The organism is Magnetofaba australis IT-1 (assembly GCF_002109495.1).
Lineage (GTDB): Bacteria > Pseudomonadota > Magnetococcia > Magnetococcales > Magnetococcaceae > Magnetofaba > Magnetofaba australis.
On the sequence record NZ_LVJN01000018.1, the window covers coordinates 1 to 15559 of the forward strand.

13 protein-coding genes are annotated in these 15559 nt (G+C 61.3%); 9 read left to right on the plus strand and 4 right to left on the minus strand.

The features are described 5' to 3' along the window. Nucleotides 1-266: transposase (locus tag MAIT1_RS06255; protein WP_143814692.1), on the minus strand; the 266-nt coding region annotated here is incomplete at its 3' end. A 36-nt stretch (nucleotides 267-302) separates the two neighbouring features. Here MAIT1_RS06255 and MAIT1_RS06260 point away from each other — a divergent pair. The 3 genes from MAIT1_RS06260 (at nucleotide 303) to MAIT1_RS06270 (ending at nucleotide 2214) form a co-directional block, all read left to right on the plus strand. Then, the gene (locus MAIT1_RS06260; protein ID WP_143814693.1) at nucleotides 303-857 is read left to right on the plus strand and encodes a transposase; all 555 of its coding nucleotides are present in this window, start codon (nucleotides 303-305) and stop codon (nucleotides 855-857) included. Between the two features lie 22 nt (nucleotides 858-879). Then, nucleotides 880-1614, plus strand: coding sequence for an IS21-like element helper ATPase IstB (gene istB / locus MAIT1_RS06265; protein WP_085441442.1), 735 nt, complete (start codon nucleotides 880-882; stop codon nucleotides 1612-1614). A gap of 330 nt (nucleotides 1615-1944) precedes the next feature. Then, nucleotides 1945-2214 (plus strand): DUF4351 domain-containing protein, encoded by a 270-nt coding sequence (locus tag MAIT1_RS06270; protein ID WP_241893425.1) that lies wholly within the window; start codon nucleotides 1945-1947, stop codon nucleotides 2212-2214. A gap of 416 nt (nucleotides 2215-2630) precedes the next feature. Here MAIT1_RS06270 and MAIT1_RS06275 read toward each other — a convergent pair whose 3' ends face one another. Continuing rightward, nucleotides 2631-3050 carry a hypothetical protein gene (locus MAIT1_RS06275; protein WP_085441443.1) on the minus strand — a complete coding sequence of 140 codons (420 nt, stop codon included), beginning with the start codon at nucleotides 3048-3050 and terminating at the stop codon, nucleotides 2631-2633. A 189-nt stretch (nucleotides 3051-3239) separates the two neighbouring features. Between MAIT1_RS06275 and MAIT1_RS06280 the strand changes: the two genes are divergently transcribed. The 3 genes from MAIT1_RS06280 (at nucleotide 3240) to MAIT1_RS06290 (ending at nucleotide 5653) form a co-directional block, all read left to right on the plus strand. Then, entirely contained in the window at nucleotides 3240-3950 is a 711-nt protein-coding gene (locus tag MAIT1_RS06280; protein ID WP_085441444.1) for an IS6 family transposase, read from the plus strand. Between the two features lie 47 nt (nucleotides 3951-3997). Further along, on the plus strand, nucleotides 3998-4279 hold the full coding sequence (locus MAIT1_RS06285; protein WP_085441445.1) for a hypothetical protein: 282 nt from the start codon (nucleotides 3998-4000) through the stop codon (nucleotides 4277-4279). A gap of 213 nt (nucleotides 4280-4492) precedes the next feature. Continuing rightward, on the plus strand, nucleotides 4493-5653 hold the full coding sequence (locus MAIT1_RS06290) for a transporter substrate-binding domain-containing protein (RefSeq protein ID WP_085441446.1): 1161 nt from the start codon (nucleotides 4493-4495) through the stop codon (nucleotides 5651-5653). Between the two features lie 525 nt (nucleotides 5654-6178). Here the strand turns inward: MAIT1_RS06290 and MAIT1_RS06295 are convergent. Beyond that, entirely contained in the window at nucleotides 6179-6739 is a 561-nt protein-coding gene (locus tag MAIT1_RS06295) for a hypothetical protein (protein WP_085441447.1), read from the minus strand. Nucleotides 6740-6893: 154 nt separating this feature from the next. Here MAIT1_RS06295 and MAIT1_RS06300 point away from each other — a divergent pair, with 154 nt between their 5' ends. The 3 genes from MAIT1_RS06300 to MAIT1_RS21790 all read left to right on the plus strand — a co-directional run bounded on the left by MAIT1_RS06300 (nucleotide 6894) and on the right by MAIT1_RS21790 (nucleotide 14342). Next, nucleotides 6894-7856 (plus strand): SLAC1 anion channel family protein, encoded by a 963-nt coding sequence (locus tag MAIT1_RS06300; protein ID WP_085441448.1) that lies wholly within the window; start codon nucleotides 6894-6896, stop codon nucleotides 7854-7856. 52 nt (nucleotides 7857-7908) lie between these two features. Continuing rightward, complete coding sequence (locus tag MAIT1_RS06305; RefSeq protein ID WP_143814694.1) at nucleotides 7909-12189, plus strand: caspase family protein; 4281 nt, start codon at nucleotides 7909-7911, stop codon at nucleotides 12187-12189. A gap of 623 nt (nucleotides 12190-12812) precedes the next feature. Then, nucleotides 12813-14342 (plus strand): hypothetical protein, encoded by a 1530-nt coding sequence (locus MAIT1_RS21790; protein WP_158089339.1) that lies wholly within the window; start codon nucleotides 12813-12815, stop codon nucleotides 14340-14342. 325 nt (nucleotides 14343-14667) lie between these two features. Here the strand turns inward: MAIT1_RS21790 and MAIT1_RS22020 are convergent, their stop codons facing one another. Continuing rightward, the gene (locus MAIT1_RS22020; RefSeq protein ID WP_198947857.1) at nucleotides 14668-15552 is read right to left on the minus strand and encodes a hypothetical protein; all 885 of its coding nucleotides are present in this window, start codon (nucleotides 15550-15552) and stop codon (nucleotides 14668-14670) included. Nucleotides 15553-15559: the final 7 nt, after the last annotated feature.

A 15559-nucleotide genomic window follows, 5' to 3' on the forward strand; every position in this document is an offset into this window, starting at 1 on the left:
CGTGGCCGTTTTTTATCTACGTCTCGCTCTTCTCGAACTTGCTTCAACTCTTTGCGCAGTCGTGTGATTTCCGCTTCAAGCTCGGAAATTGACCTGCCGCCCGGCATCTTCTGACCTTGCTCCCTGGCGGCGCTTGTCCAGTTCGCCAGCGTGCTCTTGGGGATCGCAAGCCGTTCGGCCGCCAACTCCAGGGTGAGCCCTTGCTCCAAAACCAGTTTGACCGCTTCACTGCGAAATTCCGGTGTGTAGCTCTGAGTCTTTTTCATTATGAACGCTCCCTTTGGGCATCATACCAAACAGGAGTGTCCAGAATCTCCAGGCTACCTCATATTGACTACCACATTGAGCTGGAAGGCCATTACTACAGCGTCCCCCACGCATTGGCGCGCAAACGGCTGGACATCCGCTACACCGCCAACACGGTGGAGTGCTTCCATCGCGGGAAACGAGTCGCCAGCCACCCCCGCAACCACGTCAAAGGTCGCCACACCACCACTTCGGAACACATGCCTGAATCCCACCGGCGCCACGCCCATTGGACGCCGTCACGGATCATCAGTTGGGCGCATGAAAGCGGTCCTCACGTCGCCAAACTGGCCACCCACATCATCGAGAACCGGCCACACCCGGAGCAGGGATTCCGCTCCTGCCTGGGCATCATCCGCTTGGCCAAGAAATATGGCTCCGAGCGCGTGGATGCCGCCTGCGCAAGAGCCTTGGCCATCGGCGGCCCAACATACAAAAGCGTCAAGTCGATTCTGCAAAGCAATCTCGACCAACAGCCTTTGCCGGAATCCGACCCCACAACGCCATCAATCCAGCACAACAACCTGCGCGGCGCAGGTTATTTCCACTGACGCCCATACCGGAGATCACCTCATGCTTAATCATCCGACCATCGACAAATTGAAATCCATGCGTTTGAACGGCATGGCGACCGCCTTGATCGAACAGAACCAGTCATCCACAGCAGACGAACTCTCCTTCGAGGAGCGGCTTGGTCTGCTGGTTGACTACGAATGGACCAGTCGTGAAAACAGCCGACTGAAAAACCGTCTCAAAAAAGCCAAGCTACGTCACGCCGCCACTTTCGAGGATATCGATTTTCAGCACCCCAGAGGGTTGGACCGCTCTGTCGTTTCACGACTGGGTTCCAGCCAGTGGATCAAAAGCGGCGACAATCTACTGATCATCGGTCCAACCGGCATCGGCAAAAGCTGGCTGGCCTGCGCCTTGGCGCACAAGGCCTGCTTCAACGGCCTGACCGCACTCTATCTTCGCGTTCCGCGCCTGTTCCAGGATCTGGCGGTGGCCCGAGGCGATGGTCGTTTCGACAAGGTGCTCGCTTCTCTGGCCAAAACGGATCTGCTGGTGTTGGATGATTGGGGGCTGAACGCCTTTGAACCCAACCATCGCCGTGATCTTCTCGAGATCCTGGAAGAGCGCCATGGGCGCCGCTCCACCATCGTCACCAGCCAACTCCCCGTTGACCATTGGCATGAAATCATTGGCGAACCCACCATCGCCGACGCCATTCTTGACCGTCTGGTGCATAACGCTCACCGGATCAATCTCAATGGAGAGTCGTTGCGGAAAACTCGACCTCGCGCTTGACCCCGCGCCCTGGCGGGCGTATCAAAAATAGGTCCGTGCGGGGAAAAGTCCCCAGCACATTCGACGGGAAGGAAGTTACCCACAAGCCCCACAAGGCCGATTGGATTGGTGGGGATCCAGCGCCATGTGGGTTTGTGGATAACTTCCTTCCCTCCATTCGTCAGAGAGGCAAAAAAACACCGCGTCGCTTCGCTCCGATCACGTGGCCGGATTCGTCCGGATCAGGTGGCCGCTTTCAGGTGGATTCGGTGGCCGCTTTCATCGGAATACGCACCCGAGTTTGCCAAACTAGTGCTGAGGTATCTGATCCAGACGCACAAGGGGATGACGATGGCGGATGTTCAAGCATATGCGAAAGAAGCGTTTCCCGGCGAGGCGGAGCATTACGCATCACAGTTTGCTCGGGAGATGGTGTCCAAGGGGCGTCACGAAGGGCGTCAGGAGGAAGCCGCAGCCATGTTGACTCGGCTTTTGAAGCGTCGTTTTGGCTCTCTGCCTGACTGGGTAGAGCCGAAGGTTACGGCAGCCAGTTTGCCCGAAATCGAGGGATGGATGGACACTATATTTGATGCAGAATCGTTAGATGCTGTTTTTAAATGAAAAGTGGGTTCACGTTCCGATGCACTCGCTTACCGAGCGTAACGGGTTGCGAACTCAAACTGGTTGTGGGTGAAACGGAGAATTTTCCGCAAATGGTGTCGTTCGGTGCACCACTGCTTTGACTCAAGCCCCAATTCCTTATGGTTTTGGGGCTTTTTTCTTTCTGGAAATAGCTAACAAATTCAACCGTTAGCAGCGGCCTTGTTTTTCTCCGATTCTCTCCGTTTGCCCCAAAATCGCCCCCAAACTCTCCGTTCTCCAACACATTCTCTGAAAGCTGTGGACCTTGGCCTTAAGGTCAACAGCCTGTTGACCATGGAGAATCGGGCACTTAGCTCATACAATTTTTTTGTGGGTTTGAAATGCGAGCGATGACCGGTTGATACGGATTGCGGAAAAACTTTCAGAATGTATTGTTAAGTGTCTGGAAACCCGAGTACTTCTCGCTGATCTGGCCAAGCGTCAGGAAAGCCTCCCATCAACAGATCCAGGGAAACGAGCCTTGGTTGACGCCCATCAAGAATGGCTTCTACGATGTCAGGAGCCAGCAGGGTAATGCGCATGATGCGACTCAGGTAGGCGTGATCGATTTTCTCCTTTGCGGCCAATTCACGAGCATTGGCGGACTGTCCCGACTCAATCTGTTTGCGCCAGTAGAAAGCGCGCGCCAGAGCCCGGATCAGAGCCTCGTCCTTGCGGGGGTTGGTCAGGGGCAGATCCTGGCCATTGGCGGCGACGATCTGCTTGCGCAGCCCCTTGCGCCGTAGATTGATGGGGATGGTGATGGTGAGCGTCTTTCTGTCGTCTGAGAGCTTTGTGGTGGCGTCGGGATGCATTACGCGGCCTCCTGGGTCTGGAACTCCTCGATGAGCTGCTCAAAGCCTTCAATGCGCAGCTGAATCTGGAGCTGGTCTTCGCGCAGCGTGACGCGCCGCACCAGCAGCTGAATAAGTCGCCCCTGCTCCCCGGGGAAGAGCTGGCACTGTCAAGTTGGCGCTCGAGATCAGGTATGGTAGGCTGACCGCATGAAAACGAATCCCTCACCTTACCACGGTTACCGGCATCCATGCGAGATTATCAGCCATGCGGTTTGGCTCTACCATCGGTTCACCTTGAGCTTTCGGGATGTGGAGGAAATCCTCGCATCCAGAGGCATTGAGGTCAGCTACGAGTCGATCCGTCAGTGGTGTCTTCACTTCTGTCAGGATTACGCCAAGAAGATCCGAGCCAGGCAGGGCAGGGTGGGGGACTCATGGTACCTCGATGAGGTTTTTATCAAGATCAAAGGCAAGCAGCACTATCTATGGCGGGCCGTTGATCAGGACGGCGACACGCTTGATATCCTGGTGCAGAGCCGCAGGAACAAAAGGGCCGCAAAGAAGTTTTTCCGTAAGCTCCTAAAAGGGCTGAAGTACTGCCCGAACCGGATCGTGACGGACAAGCTCAAGAGCTATGGTGCTGCCATCAGGGAGACCGATCTGGACGTCGAACACGACACCCGCCAGTACCAAAACAATCGGGCTGAGAACTCGCACCAGCGATCGCGTCAGCAGGAACGGCAGATGCGAAGATTCAAATCTCCAGGCCACGCTCAGCGTTTTCTTTCGGTCCACGGACCGATCAACAATCTCTCCCGCCAAGACCGCCATCTGATGTCCGCTTCGTCGTATCGTGAACTCCGTAATCGCGGATTCGCGGAGTGGCGCAAGGTTACCGGGACTGCGTCCTGGATTTGAAGTCGGGGGAGGGTGTCGGCTGCGCGCAGGAAGCGTTCTTTAGGCTTGTGCTGGACAAGTTGACAAAGCCTAACGAGGGGATCAAAGCGGAGAAGCGCTCCGGCCAGTGGCGCGCGCTATTTGTGGATGTGATCACCCAGCACGTGGTGTATGACGAAATCTCCGCCGGGCAGATCGACGCCGAGGAGACCGCCTGGCTGATCGATATGATCGAAAAGGACGACGATTACGACGCCAATGAGATCGCTCTGCTGGAGAATCTGATGCAGACCGCCACGGAGATTCCCATGGATCTGAAATTCCGCTTGGGGATGATTCTGTCGGTGTAATTCCGCCGGGTTTTACGCAATCGAAGGGGAGCGCGCGCTCCCCTTTTTTGCTTTTCGGTCACGCGTTCGCGCGGGTCGTGTGATCTTGTTCTGTTTCTTCCTGCTTTGACATTTCTGCTGAAAAATCAACCCGGGGTTTGAATCTTTGGGGGCGCCTGGGGCACACTGGTCGCCACGACAGAGACACGATTCCGATTGGAGGCGGCGGTGGCGATGCAGACGCGATTACACGCAGGAGACCAACACCCATCCACCCACAGCAGGGCTTTGCGCGGCTTGGCGCTATTTGCCGTTCTGGCGCTGGGGCTGCTGTTGGGCGCGCCTTGCGCACAGGCGGAAGGGGCCCCAGGCAAAACCCTGAAAATCGCCATCAAGGAGTCGCCGCCGTTTGTGATGCGCGACCCGCAGAGCGGCGAGTGGGAGGGACTGACCATCCGCCTGTGGCGCGAGATCGCCGAAAAGCTCGACCTCACTTATGAGTACGTCCCGCTGGACCTGAGCGACATGCTCAAAGCGGTGGAGAGCGGGCAGGCGGATGTGGGCGCCGCTGCGCTGACGGTGACCGCGGAGCGGGAAACCGCCATGGACTTCTCCCACCCCTATTTCACCTCCGGCCTCGGCATCGCTATCCCTTCGCGCGCCGAGACCAGCCTGCTGGGCTCGCTGATGGAGAGTCTGTTCTCCTGGCCGTTCCTCAAGGCGATGGCGGCGCTGGGCGCGCTGCTGCTGGTGACCGGCGTGCTGGTGTGGATCTTCGAGCGCAAACAGAACGCCGAGCAGTTCGGCGGTTCGGCGCTCAAGGGCATCGGCGTGGGCTTCTGGTGGTCGGCGGTCACCATGACCACGGTGGGCTATGGCGACAAAGCGCCGCGCACCCTGGGCGGACGCATCATCGCTCTGGTGTGGATGTTCGCCGGCATTATCACCATCTCCTCGTTTACCGCCATGATCACCTCGGCGCTGACCATCTCCAGCGTGCAGGACGCCAAGGTCAAAGGCCCGGCGGACCTGCTCACGGCGCGGGTGGGCGCCATCAGCGCCACCACCAGCGAGCGCCATCTGAATCGCCAGGGCGTGCGCGCGGTGATCTTTCCCGAACCCGATGAGGCGCTACAGGCGCTGGCCGACGGCAAGCTCGACGCGGTGGTGTATGACGCGCCGATTCTGCGCTATTTGATCAACGAAAAATACGCCGGGGTGGCCGAGGTGCTGCCGGGACGCATCAAGCGCGAGGAGTATGCGCTGGCCTATCCCCAGGGCAGCGCGCTGCGCGAGCCGGTGAACCGGATCCTGCTGGAGTATCGCAATAGCCAGACCTGGCGCGATGCGGTGATGGACAAACTGGGCGCCCAGGATGGCGGCTGGGCGTTCTAAGTTCTTGCGCCAGTTGTTTGAATTGAATTCAGAGTGCTGCGTTGGAAGACGTTAAGAGGCTGGGGCGTCGCCCCAGACCCCACCAGGGCTCTGCCCTGGACCTGCGAGGGCTCTGCCCTTGACCCGCCAGGGAAATGATTTCCCTGGACCCTCGTTGGTTTTTCTATCGCGTTGGCATGAACTCTTGGTGGGTTGACTGTGGGCTTCTTGCCCTCTTGAGACTCTCAAATAGTCGTTTGAAACCAGAAACTGCACAAAACGGCCAATGTTTGTGTGACGTCGCTTGAGCTTGCGCTAACTATTGGCCGCCGACTGGTCGGCGGCGGGGTGATTCGGGCCATCCATGGCCCTCACCCTTCGGGCTCGCTGCGCGAGTCCGATTCGGCAATCCTGCCGAATCGTCAGGGGGCTTCGCCCCCAGCGGGGTATGGGGCAGCGCCCCATGGTGTGGAAGTTGGGAGCTCGAGGGCGGAGCCCTCGATATCTTCCAACACCCATATGTTCAGTTTTGAATGCAAGCGATGATCAGAAAGCAGGCATCGCTTGCCACAGCGGTTCGAACCAGCTGGGGAACAGAAACGGCAGCGCCAATAGCGCAGTGAACAGCAAGCTGCCAAGGTTGGCGAAGGCGAGTCTGAAATCGGTGGTGGAGGGGATGGCGTTCTCCAGCAGCAGCACCATCACCGCGATGTAGAGCAGCAGGTTGGGAATGGTCTGCTCCACCTCTTGGAAAAATCGCTGGTCGAACAGCCACGCCAGATAGATCAGCGCCGTGGGCGCCATGGCGGTGGCGAAGCGGTTGTAGAAGCGCAAGTTGCGAAACGACACGCTGCCCAGCACCGTGCCGCCGTCCAGCGCCGGTTTTGGCCACAGGGAGAAGCCGGTGGGGCGGGCGTTGAGCAGCAGTCCGACGAGGAAGTGCGCCAACTCATGCAGCGCCGTGCCCAGCAGATTCACCGCCGCCAGCAGGAAGCGATTGACTGCGGTGAGGCGCCGAATGCGCGCCGCCAGCAGCGCCAGGGCGATGAGCGCAAAGCGATTGTCCGCAGGCGTGGGCGCCCAGGGCGATAGGCTGGAGAGATCCATGGTGATCGGCTCGCATCTGGTGTGTTGGCGATGTGACAAGACCATAGTCGCACCGGGCGGGGAACGCCAGCGGCGCAGAACTGTCCAGTTACAGAGCGCGCCGGTTGTGCGGCGTGGAGTCTTTGAATCGTTTCCTCCTGCTGGATGATGTCGCATGAACGCACCCGCCGCTTCCGATCGATTAAGCCACTTGCCGATCTCCTTTTTCGCCGTGGTTATGGGGCTGTGTGGCCTCACCTTGGCCTGGACCAAAGGCGAGCATGTGCTGGGCTTGCCGTTTGTCAGCCCCATGTTAGCGGCGCTGGTGGCGGCGGTGTTTCTGACCCTGGCCGCGCTGTTCCTGGTTAAATTGGTGCGCCATGCGGATGCGGTGCGCGATGAGCTGCATCACCCCATCAAACTCAGTTTTTTCCCTACGCTCTCCATCAGCATGCTGCTGTTTGCGGTGGTGGTGCTGGAGTTGGCCCCGCGCCTGTCCCATGGATTGTGGCTGGTGGGGGCGGGGCTGCATCTGGGCTTCACCCTCTATGTGTTGGGGGCGTGGATCAATCACGAACACTTCCAGATTCAGCACATGAACCCCTCCTGGTTCATCCCGGTGGTGGGCAATATCATCGTGCCGGTGGCGGGGGTGGCCCATGGCTATACGGAGATCTCCTGGTTCTTCTTTAGCATCGGCCTGCTGTTCTGGCTGGTGCTCAAGGCGGTGGTGTTCTATCGCCTGATCTTCCATCCACCGCTGCCGGGCAAGCTGACGCCGACGCTGTTCATCCTCATCGCGCCTCCGGCGGTGGGGTTCATCTCCTATTTGAAACTGACTGGATCGCTGGATCCGTTTGCGCGCATCCTCTATTACGCCGGGCTGTTTCTCACTCTGCTGCTGCTGACCCAGGCGAGGCGCTTTGCCCGCTTGCAGTTCTTCCTCTCCTGGTGGGCCTACTCCTTCCCGTTGGCGGCTATCACCATCGCCACCATGGCGCTGTATGAACGGCTGCACACGCCCGCCTTGATGGCGCTCTCCTGGGGGCTGCTCGGGTTGTTGTGCGTGGTGATCGCCGGGTTGAGCTGGCGCACCCTGCTGGCGGTGCGGCGACGGGAGATCTGTGTGGCCGATTAGGCGCGCCGCTCTGCTGTTCCTTAAATCAGGACGAATTCAAGAGAGTGATGGTATGAGTGTTGGTGGGGGTCGGTGGTGGTGGGTGATCTGTGTGGCGCTGGCTTGGTCTGTGGCGTCAGCTTCCGTTGTCTCAGCGCAAGAGATCCCTGCTTGGCGCTATGTTCCGCTGCACGATGGGGTGGCGGCTCTGTTCAAGCAGTCCGAGCACCGCTATCGCGTGCATCCGCTGCGCGCGGACGGCTCCGGCGAGATCGACCCGCAGCAGTTTCAGCGTCTCATCCTCAACTACGCCCGTTTTGAATCCTTTGAGTTCGACCATGACGCGCAGCAGCAGCAGCGGCTGAAACGCACGGTGTTCGGCGAGCGTATGCGTCTGACCGATGGCGGGAGGCTCGATCAGAGCCGAACCTTTCCCCTCGAAGGAAAGAGCTATCGCATCACCTTCCACCCCGATGGCGAGCGCGAACTGACGCCGCTGAAATCTTTCCAGCCCGATGACAAGACCCGCGCGCAGATTCTCGAACGTCACGCCGAGCCGGAGCTGCATGACGCGCTGGGCCAGTGGTTGACGCAGCAGAGTTGGGACTCCGACCAGTGGCGGGAGCTGCCGCCAGCATTGACCCAGACCATGGGCCTGCAGCAGGCGGCGCTGCGCATCGTTGGGGCTGAGGAGCGTTGGCACCGGCAGGTGATCCGTTTTGCGGCGCGCTGTCGCGATAGGTTGGATCTGGCGCATCTGACGGGTGATCTGCGTGGGGAGCTGTTCATCGACGCGCAGACCGGGCGGCCGTTGCAGTGGGGCGTCACCGGCCCGGCCCAGGGCGAACCGTACGCCGGCAAGAGCGGTCAACTGCGCAACATCGGCGTGATCAATAGGGTGCGGGTGTGGAACTACTCCGACGCCCCGCTGTGGGGGCTGCATGTGCGCGCCATTCCCCAGGTGGCGCCCTCTGCGCGCGTCACGGCGCTGGATCTGACCGCCGATGGCAGAACCCTGGCGTTTCTCTCCGACGCCGGGCAACTCACCTTTTGGGACGTGCCGCTGCGTCGCGTGCGCGCCGCCTTTGCCGATGATTCCGACGACCTGTTCTTCGCATCTCATGGCGATCTGTTGGGCGTGACCAGCGAAACCGGCGCGGCGCATGGGTACATGACGGCGCAGGAGCCCACGCCATTCGGCTCCGGGCCGACAACAGCGATGCGCAAGGAGCCCGATGAACGCCCGCGCGCGCGGACCCATCTCGGGCTCTATCCGGTGCTGGGCTACCCGGATGGCTGGGTGGCGATGCTCAATCTGGGGTGGAAGAAGAACACGCCGATGGCGTTTCAGTTGGACAAAACCGGGGTGGCGGCGCTGGGCGCCAATGATGCGGGCGACCGACTGGCGACGTTGGGCCACGATGGCCGCTTGACCCTGTGGCGATTGGGATTTGCAGGCTGCGATCAAACAGAGCTGCTGACCAAGTGGTGTAAGAACCTGCAACTCCAGGAGCGTGAGGCGGTCGCGCACCTGGACGGCGTGGCGCGGCCCGCCGATGTGCGGCGTCTGCTGGTGGCGCCCGATGGCGCGTGGGTGGCGTGGCTCGGCGCCGATGGCGCATGGCAGCGCTGGTTTGTGGCCAGCGGCCAGCGGGAGAGCGTGGCGCAGGTTGGGCGTGTGGGGGATCTGGACGCCGCCGGGCGCACTTTGCTCACCGAGCGCGGGGTATGGGATTTGGCGCAAACGCCGCCCGAGCCACTGCGTGCGTGGTCCGACCCCGACGCCAGCGCCGTGGCGTTGAGTCCGGCGGGGGATGTGGCGTTTCTTGCCATATCGGCAACGGAGGGCGCGCGCATTGAGTTGCGCGATGTGGCCAGTGGAACGTTGCTGGAGACGGTGCGGCCGCGCAGTTGGCCCATTGTGACCACCACCTCCATGCACGCCGGGCAGATGATGTTGGTGGGCAAGCGGCAGACGGGGCAATGGGATCTGCGCGCGCCCGCGTTCGAGGCGCAGGCGGCGGTGAATCCGCCGCAAGCGATCCATCTACAAGCGCGCGAGTCCGGCATGGATATGGCCATGCGCTGGGAGGCGGGGGCGTGGTTCGGACCGCTTTCTGAGCAGGCGGCGCAGACGCAAAAGCCGGTGATGGGCGTGTGGAGCGCCAGCGCGCTGTCACAAGATGGGCGGGTCGCCTTGGGGGATTGGCGCGGCCAGGTGACGATTCGCTCCGTACAGGGGGATGCGCCCGCGCGGACTCTGCGCGTGGAGCCCGGCGCGGCGGTGCGGGATCTGCTGTTTCTGCCCGACCATCCAACGGTGGATCTGGTGGCGGCGCTGGGTGATGGGCGCGTGGTGGCGTGGGGCAAAAGCGATAGCGAGCCGCTCTGGAGCCGCTCGCAGACTTGGTATAATCCCCAACATGTGAAACTGGCCACGGATGCGCGCGGGGCGCGGCTGGCGTTGGGGCCGGTGCGGGACGCCAAGGGGGCGTTCTGGAACCCCTACATCCCGGTAATCCGGCTGCTGGACCCCGCCACCGGCGCAGTGGAGCGCGATATGCAGCCGGCATGGGGCTTGGGCGACGCCACACATCTTGCGTTGAGTCCCGATGGCGCGCTGCTGGCTGCGGGCGTCAAGAGTGGCGAGTTGACGCTGTTTGATGTCGCCTCAGGGGTGGCGCAGGCGCATTTCTCCGCCCACGATGTGGCGATTCAGAGTCTCGGTTTTATCGATGACGGCGCGCGTCTGTTTACCGCTGGAGCCGATGGCGCAGTCAAACTCTGGTCGGTGCGCTCGCCTGCGCCGATGGCGACGCCATTTCCCAATTTTCTGCAGCAGCAGTTCCTGCGCGCCTTCGGGTTGTTCCGCTGGACCCACCACGTCGCCACCCTCATCGGCGCCGGGGAGAAGGATCACATCATCGCCACCGATGACGGCTACTACAGCGTTTCGCCCGGCGCGCTGCGCGCCCTGGCGCTGACCCAAGGCGGCAAGGCGTTCGATTTTGAATCCTTCGATCTCTATATGAACCGCCCCGATGTGGTGCTGGAGCGTCTGGGCTACGCCTCGGAGCGGCGTCTGGCGGTGCTGCGGGCCGCCCACGTCAAACGCCTCAAACGCGAAGGCGTCATGGCGCTTACTCCGCATCAGGCGCTCAAGCGACCGAAACTGCGTCTCACCCGCGATCTGTCCGCCGTCAGCGAGGCGGAGCATGTGACGCTGTCGCTGGAAGCCCAGAGCGGCGATGCGCCGCTCAAGCGGCTGCGGGTGTGGGTCAATTCGGTGCCGGAGGCTTCAGTTGATGGGCGGGAGATGAGCGCCGATGCGTGGCAAGGCGACATCACCGTGGGGTTGGCCCCGGGGGAGAACCGGATTCAGGTCGCCGCCGAAGATGCGCGCGGCGTACTCAGCGCCCGTCGCACCATAGTGGTGAACTCCTCCCTGTCGGCGCCGCAGCCGGATCTCTATATCATGGCGGTGGGGGTGTCGCGCTATAAACGTCCGGGGTTGAATCTCACCTACGCCGCCAAGGATGCCCGCGACCTGACCATGCTGTTTCAGTCCCTGGAAGGGAAGCTTTATCAGCGCGTGCATGTGGCGCTGGTGGACAATGACAAGGTCGAGCGGCAGTCGGTGCGGCGCACGGCGGCGCAGTTTTTCGCGCCTGCGCGGGCTTCGGATCAGGCGATTCTCTTCTTTGCCGGTCACGGGGTGCTGGACGATGAGCTGGATTATTGGTTCGGCGCCCACTCTCTGGATCCGGATAATCCCGCCGAGGCGGGCATCGCTTACGCGGAGATCCCCGCGCTGCTGGCGCAGACCCGCGCGCGCAATCGGCTGATTCTCATCGATAGCTGTCACGCCGGGGAAGTGGATCCGGAGTTGGACGTCCTGCCCGACCCGGACGTGCTGGAGGCTGAGGAAGAGGAGGCTGAGGAGCTCGCCGGTCGCGGATTGAAACGCCATCTCAAACGCTTTGCCGCGCGCTCGGCGGGGCGTGTGGGGCGGGTGGGCTTGGGCGCCAGCTTTCACGCCATGCAGAGACTCTTCTCCAATTTGGAGGCCGATGCGGGCGCGGTGGTGCTGGCGGCGGCGGGCGGCGTGGAGTATGCGCTGGAGTCGGCTCAGTGGTCCAACGGCGTGTTCACCTATGCTCTGCGAGAAGGGCTGGAGTCTGGCCGCGCCGATGCCGATGACGATGGACAGATTCGGGTTTCGGAGTTGCGCGATTGGCTTGCTCGGCGCGTGCGCGAATTGACTTACAATCAGCAGCATCCGACCGAGCGCTCCGCCAATCCGGATCTGGATTTCCCGGTGGCGCTTTCCACTGCACAGGGGAGGGGTAAGTGAGTTTTCGCATGTGAATTTTCGCATGTGAATAACCCTGCGCTTAAGACGTCTGTTGTTCTTTCAGCTGCAAAGCTATTGTGGATAGCCTGAAAGCGTTGGCAAAAACTGCAAAAGTGGAGATTTGCATTATCTAATTGGAGGTTTCCTGTGTTGGGAAAGAAATCCAACGTTTTTATGGAAAACATCTTGCGTCAAGCGGTCGAACTTTGATATCCTGTGATGGTGGGAAAAATTTGGAGCGGTTTTTTTCCGAATTTCTCACAACTCCCTCCGAGTTGCCTGCCCCTCCAACTCATTGAGTTGGTTGCTAATTTTGCACATTTCATCTGCAATCAAGTGATTCGTCACAATTGGTTGCCCGTGTCATTTCCAGCTGTATACGCTTCATTTATGAGCGTATAATATGAGCTGGAGAAGTCCGTTCTGCGCAATAGGGGTGCGTCATGGCTGAAGAAATTCGAAATTTATCCCAAGAAGTAAAAGAAGCAGCCGCCGATGAAGGCGATGCGCGACAGATCCTTGATGATCTGACAGTGCTGCAAGGAGGGGAGGACGTTGACCTCTCAGCCGAACAAAGCATTGTCTCAGACGGCACGCGAAGCGCCGCCGAAGATCTTCAGGGCATGTCCATGCTTCAGATGGGCAGTCAGGATACCCCGGAAGAGCTGTTTACGCCGTTCATGGCGCAGGACGTCGCGGGCGGCGACGATGGCGCCGGACAGGGCGGCGCTGGCGGCGAGAGCGGCTTGAACCCCGCTGAGTCCGCCGCCGATGACAACCCTGTTGACGTCGATGTGGCCGGTCAGCAGGAGGGCCCCGCCACCAATGGCGAAGTGGACGTCAATCCCCCGGGCGTCGATATTGAACATGTCGATCCCAACGGCGCCAACACCGATGGCGCAGGCGCCGGTTTGCGCGGCGCGGCGTTTGACGGCGGCGTCTCTCTTGACGACGGCTTTGGTCAAACTGAAGATGTCCTCGACACCGCCTCGACGCAGACTGACGCCGGAACCACCACCGGCGCAGAGACCATCGACCCCAATGCAGCGGGTTCTGAAGCCGCGGCGTTTGCCGCCAGCGCAGCCTCCAGTGGAACAACCTCTACGGAGAACGACGCGCTCCAGTTGGACCTGAGTAACTATCTGCCTGAACTGGGTGATGGCGAAACCCTGAGCGTCTCCATCAGCGGTCTGCCGGATGGCGCGACTCTGTCTGCCGGAACCCAGAACCCCGACGGCTCCTGGACGTTGACTTCGGCGGACCTGAGCGGCTTGTCCATCACCAATCTGGGCTCCAATCTCGACTTCTCCTTTAACGTTGGCACAACCGTTACTGCTACCGATGGAACCACCACGGTCAACACTGTGAGCGTGGATGCGGAAGACGCGGTTTCCACCAGCGACGACGCCACCACCACGACCAGTGATGAGTCCGATAGCACGACTCAAGCCGAAGAGGAGACTTCTTCTGAAGAAGAGAGCTCTGATGAAGAGTCGACAGAAGAGAGCAGCGATACCACCACGACTTCCTCCTCCTCTCAGGACGATGATTCTGCGAGCGACGACGACGATACCAGCTCCGCCAGCTCTACGACGACCATCACAGAAGAAACTGTGACTGAGGAGACCACGGACGAGGAGACCACGGACGAGGAGACCACGGACGAGGAGACCACGGACGAGGAGACCACGGACGAGGAGACCACGGACGAGGAGACCACGGACGAGGAAGAGCCTCCGGCGGAAGAGCCGCCTGCGGAAGAGCCTCCGGCGGAAGAGCCGCCTGCGGAAGAGCCTCCGGCTGAAGAACCGCCTGCGGAAGAGCCTCCGGCTGAAGAACCGCCTGCGGAAGAGCCTGCTGAGGAAGAGCCTGTAGCCGAGCCTGAAGAAGAAGAGGGTAAAGGCCAGGGTTCTGAAAAAGGCCAAGGTTCCGAAAAAGGTCAGGGGTCTGAGAAGGGCCAAGGTTCCGAGAAGGGTCAGGGTTCTGAGAAAGGCGAAGAGCCTGCGGAAGAGCCTGCCGAGGAACCTGCGGAAGAGCCTGCTGAGGAACCTGCGGAAGAGCCTGCTGAGGAGCCTGCGGAAGAGCCTGCTGAGGAGCCTGCGGAAGAGCCTGCTGAGGAGCCTGCGGAAGAGCCTGCTGAGGAGCCTGCGTGAGGAGCCTGCGGAAGAGCCTGCTGAGGAGCCTGCGGAAGAGCCTGCTGAGGAGCCTGCGGAAGAGCCTGCTGAGGAAGAGCCTGTAGCCGAGCCTGAAGAAGAAGAGGGTAAAGGCCAGGGTTCTGAAAAAGGCCAAGGTTCCGAAAAAGGTCAGGGGTCTGAGAAGGGCCAAGGTTCTGAGAAGGGCCAGGGTTCTGAGAAAGGCGAGGAACCGGCGGAAGAGCCTGCTGAGGAGCCTGCGGAAGAACCCGCTGAGGAGCCTGCGGAAGAGCCTGCTGAGGAAGAACCTGCTGAGGAAGAACCTGCTGAGGAGCCTGCGGAAGAACTAGGCGGCGGCTCTGGTAAGGGTGGTCAGTCCGGTAAGGGCGGCGGCTCTGGTAAGGGCGGTCAGTCCGGTAAGGGCGGCGGCTCCGGCAAGGGCGGTCAGTCCGGTAAGGGCGGCGGCTCCGGCAAGGGTGGTCAGTCCGGTAAGGGCGGCGGCTCCGGCAAGGGTGGTCAGTCCGGTAAGGGCGGCGGCTCCGGTAAGGGCGGCGGCTCTGGCAAGGGTGGTCAGTCCGGCAAGGGCGGCGGCTCTGGCAAGGGTGGTCATTCCGGCAAGGGCGGCGGCTCTGGCAAGGGTGGTCATTCCGGTAAGGGCGGCGGCTCCGGCAAGGGCGGTCATTCCGGTAAGGGCGGCGGCTCTGGCAAGGGTGGTCATTCCGGTAAGGGCGGCGGCTCCGGCAAGGGTGGTCATTCCGGTAAGGGCGGCGGCTCTGGCAAGGGTGGTCAGTCCGGCAAGGGCGGCGGCTCTGGCAAGGGTGGTCAGTCCGGCAAGGGCGGCGGCTCTGGCAAGGGTGGTCATTCCGGTAAGGGCGGCGGCTCTGGCAAGGGTGGCCAGTCCGGTAAGGGCGGCGGCTCTGGCAAGGGTGGTCAGTCCGGTAAGGGCGGCGGCTCTGGCAAGGGTGGCCAGTCCGGTAAGGGCGGCGGTTCTGGCAAGGGCGGTCAGTCCGGTAAGGGCGGCGGCTCTGGTAAGGGCGGTCAGTCCGGTAAGGGCGGCGGCTCTGGCAAGGGTGGTCAGTCCGGCAAGGGCGGCGGCTCTGGCAAGGGTGGTCATTCCGGTAAGGGCGGCGGCTCCGGCAAGGGTGGTCATTCCGGTAAGGGCGGCGGCTCTGGCAAGGGTGGTCAGTCCGGTAAGGGTGATGGTTCCGGCCACGGTGGCGGATCTGGCCAAGGCGGCG

Excerpts from the sequence above, each read along its gene's own strand:
- istB (WP_085441442.1), top strand. The coding sequence starts at position 880 with ATGCTTAATCATCCGACCATCGACAAATTGAAATCCATGCGTTTGAAC.
- MAIT1_RS06305 (WP_143814694.1), top strand. The coding sequence starts at position 7,909 with ATGAGTGTTGGTGGGGGTCGGTGGTGGTGGGTGATCTGTGTGGCGCTG.
- MAIT1_RS06280 (WP_085441444.1), top strand. The coding sequence starts at position 3,240 with ATGAAAACGAATCCCTCACCTTACCACGGTTACCGGCATCCATGCGAG.
- MAIT1_RS21790 (WP_158089339.1), top strand. The coding sequence starts at position 12,813 with ATGTCCATGCTTCAGATGGGCAGTCAGGATACCCCGGAAGAGCTGTTT.
- MAIT1_RS06300 (WP_085441448.1), top strand. The coding sequence starts at position 6,894 with ATGAACGCACCCGCCGCTTCCGATCGATTAAGCCACTTGCCGATCTCC.
- MAIT1_RS06295 (WP_085441447.1), bottom strand. The coding sequence starts at position 6,739 with ATGGATCTCTCCAGCCTATCGCCCTGGGCGCCCACGCCTGCGGACAAT.
- MAIT1_RS06270 (WP_241893425.1), top strand. The coding sequence starts at position 1,945 with ATGGCGGATGTTCAAGCATATGCGAAAGAAGCGTTTCCCGGCGAGGCG.
- MAIT1_RS06275 (WP_085441443.1), bottom strand. The coding sequence starts at position 3,050 with ATGCATCCCGACGCCACCACAAAGCTCTCAGACGACAGAAAGACGCTC.
- MAIT1_RS06290 (WP_085441446.1), top strand. The coding sequence starts at position 4,493 with ATGCAGACGCGATTACACGCAGGAGACCAACACCCATCCACCCACAGC.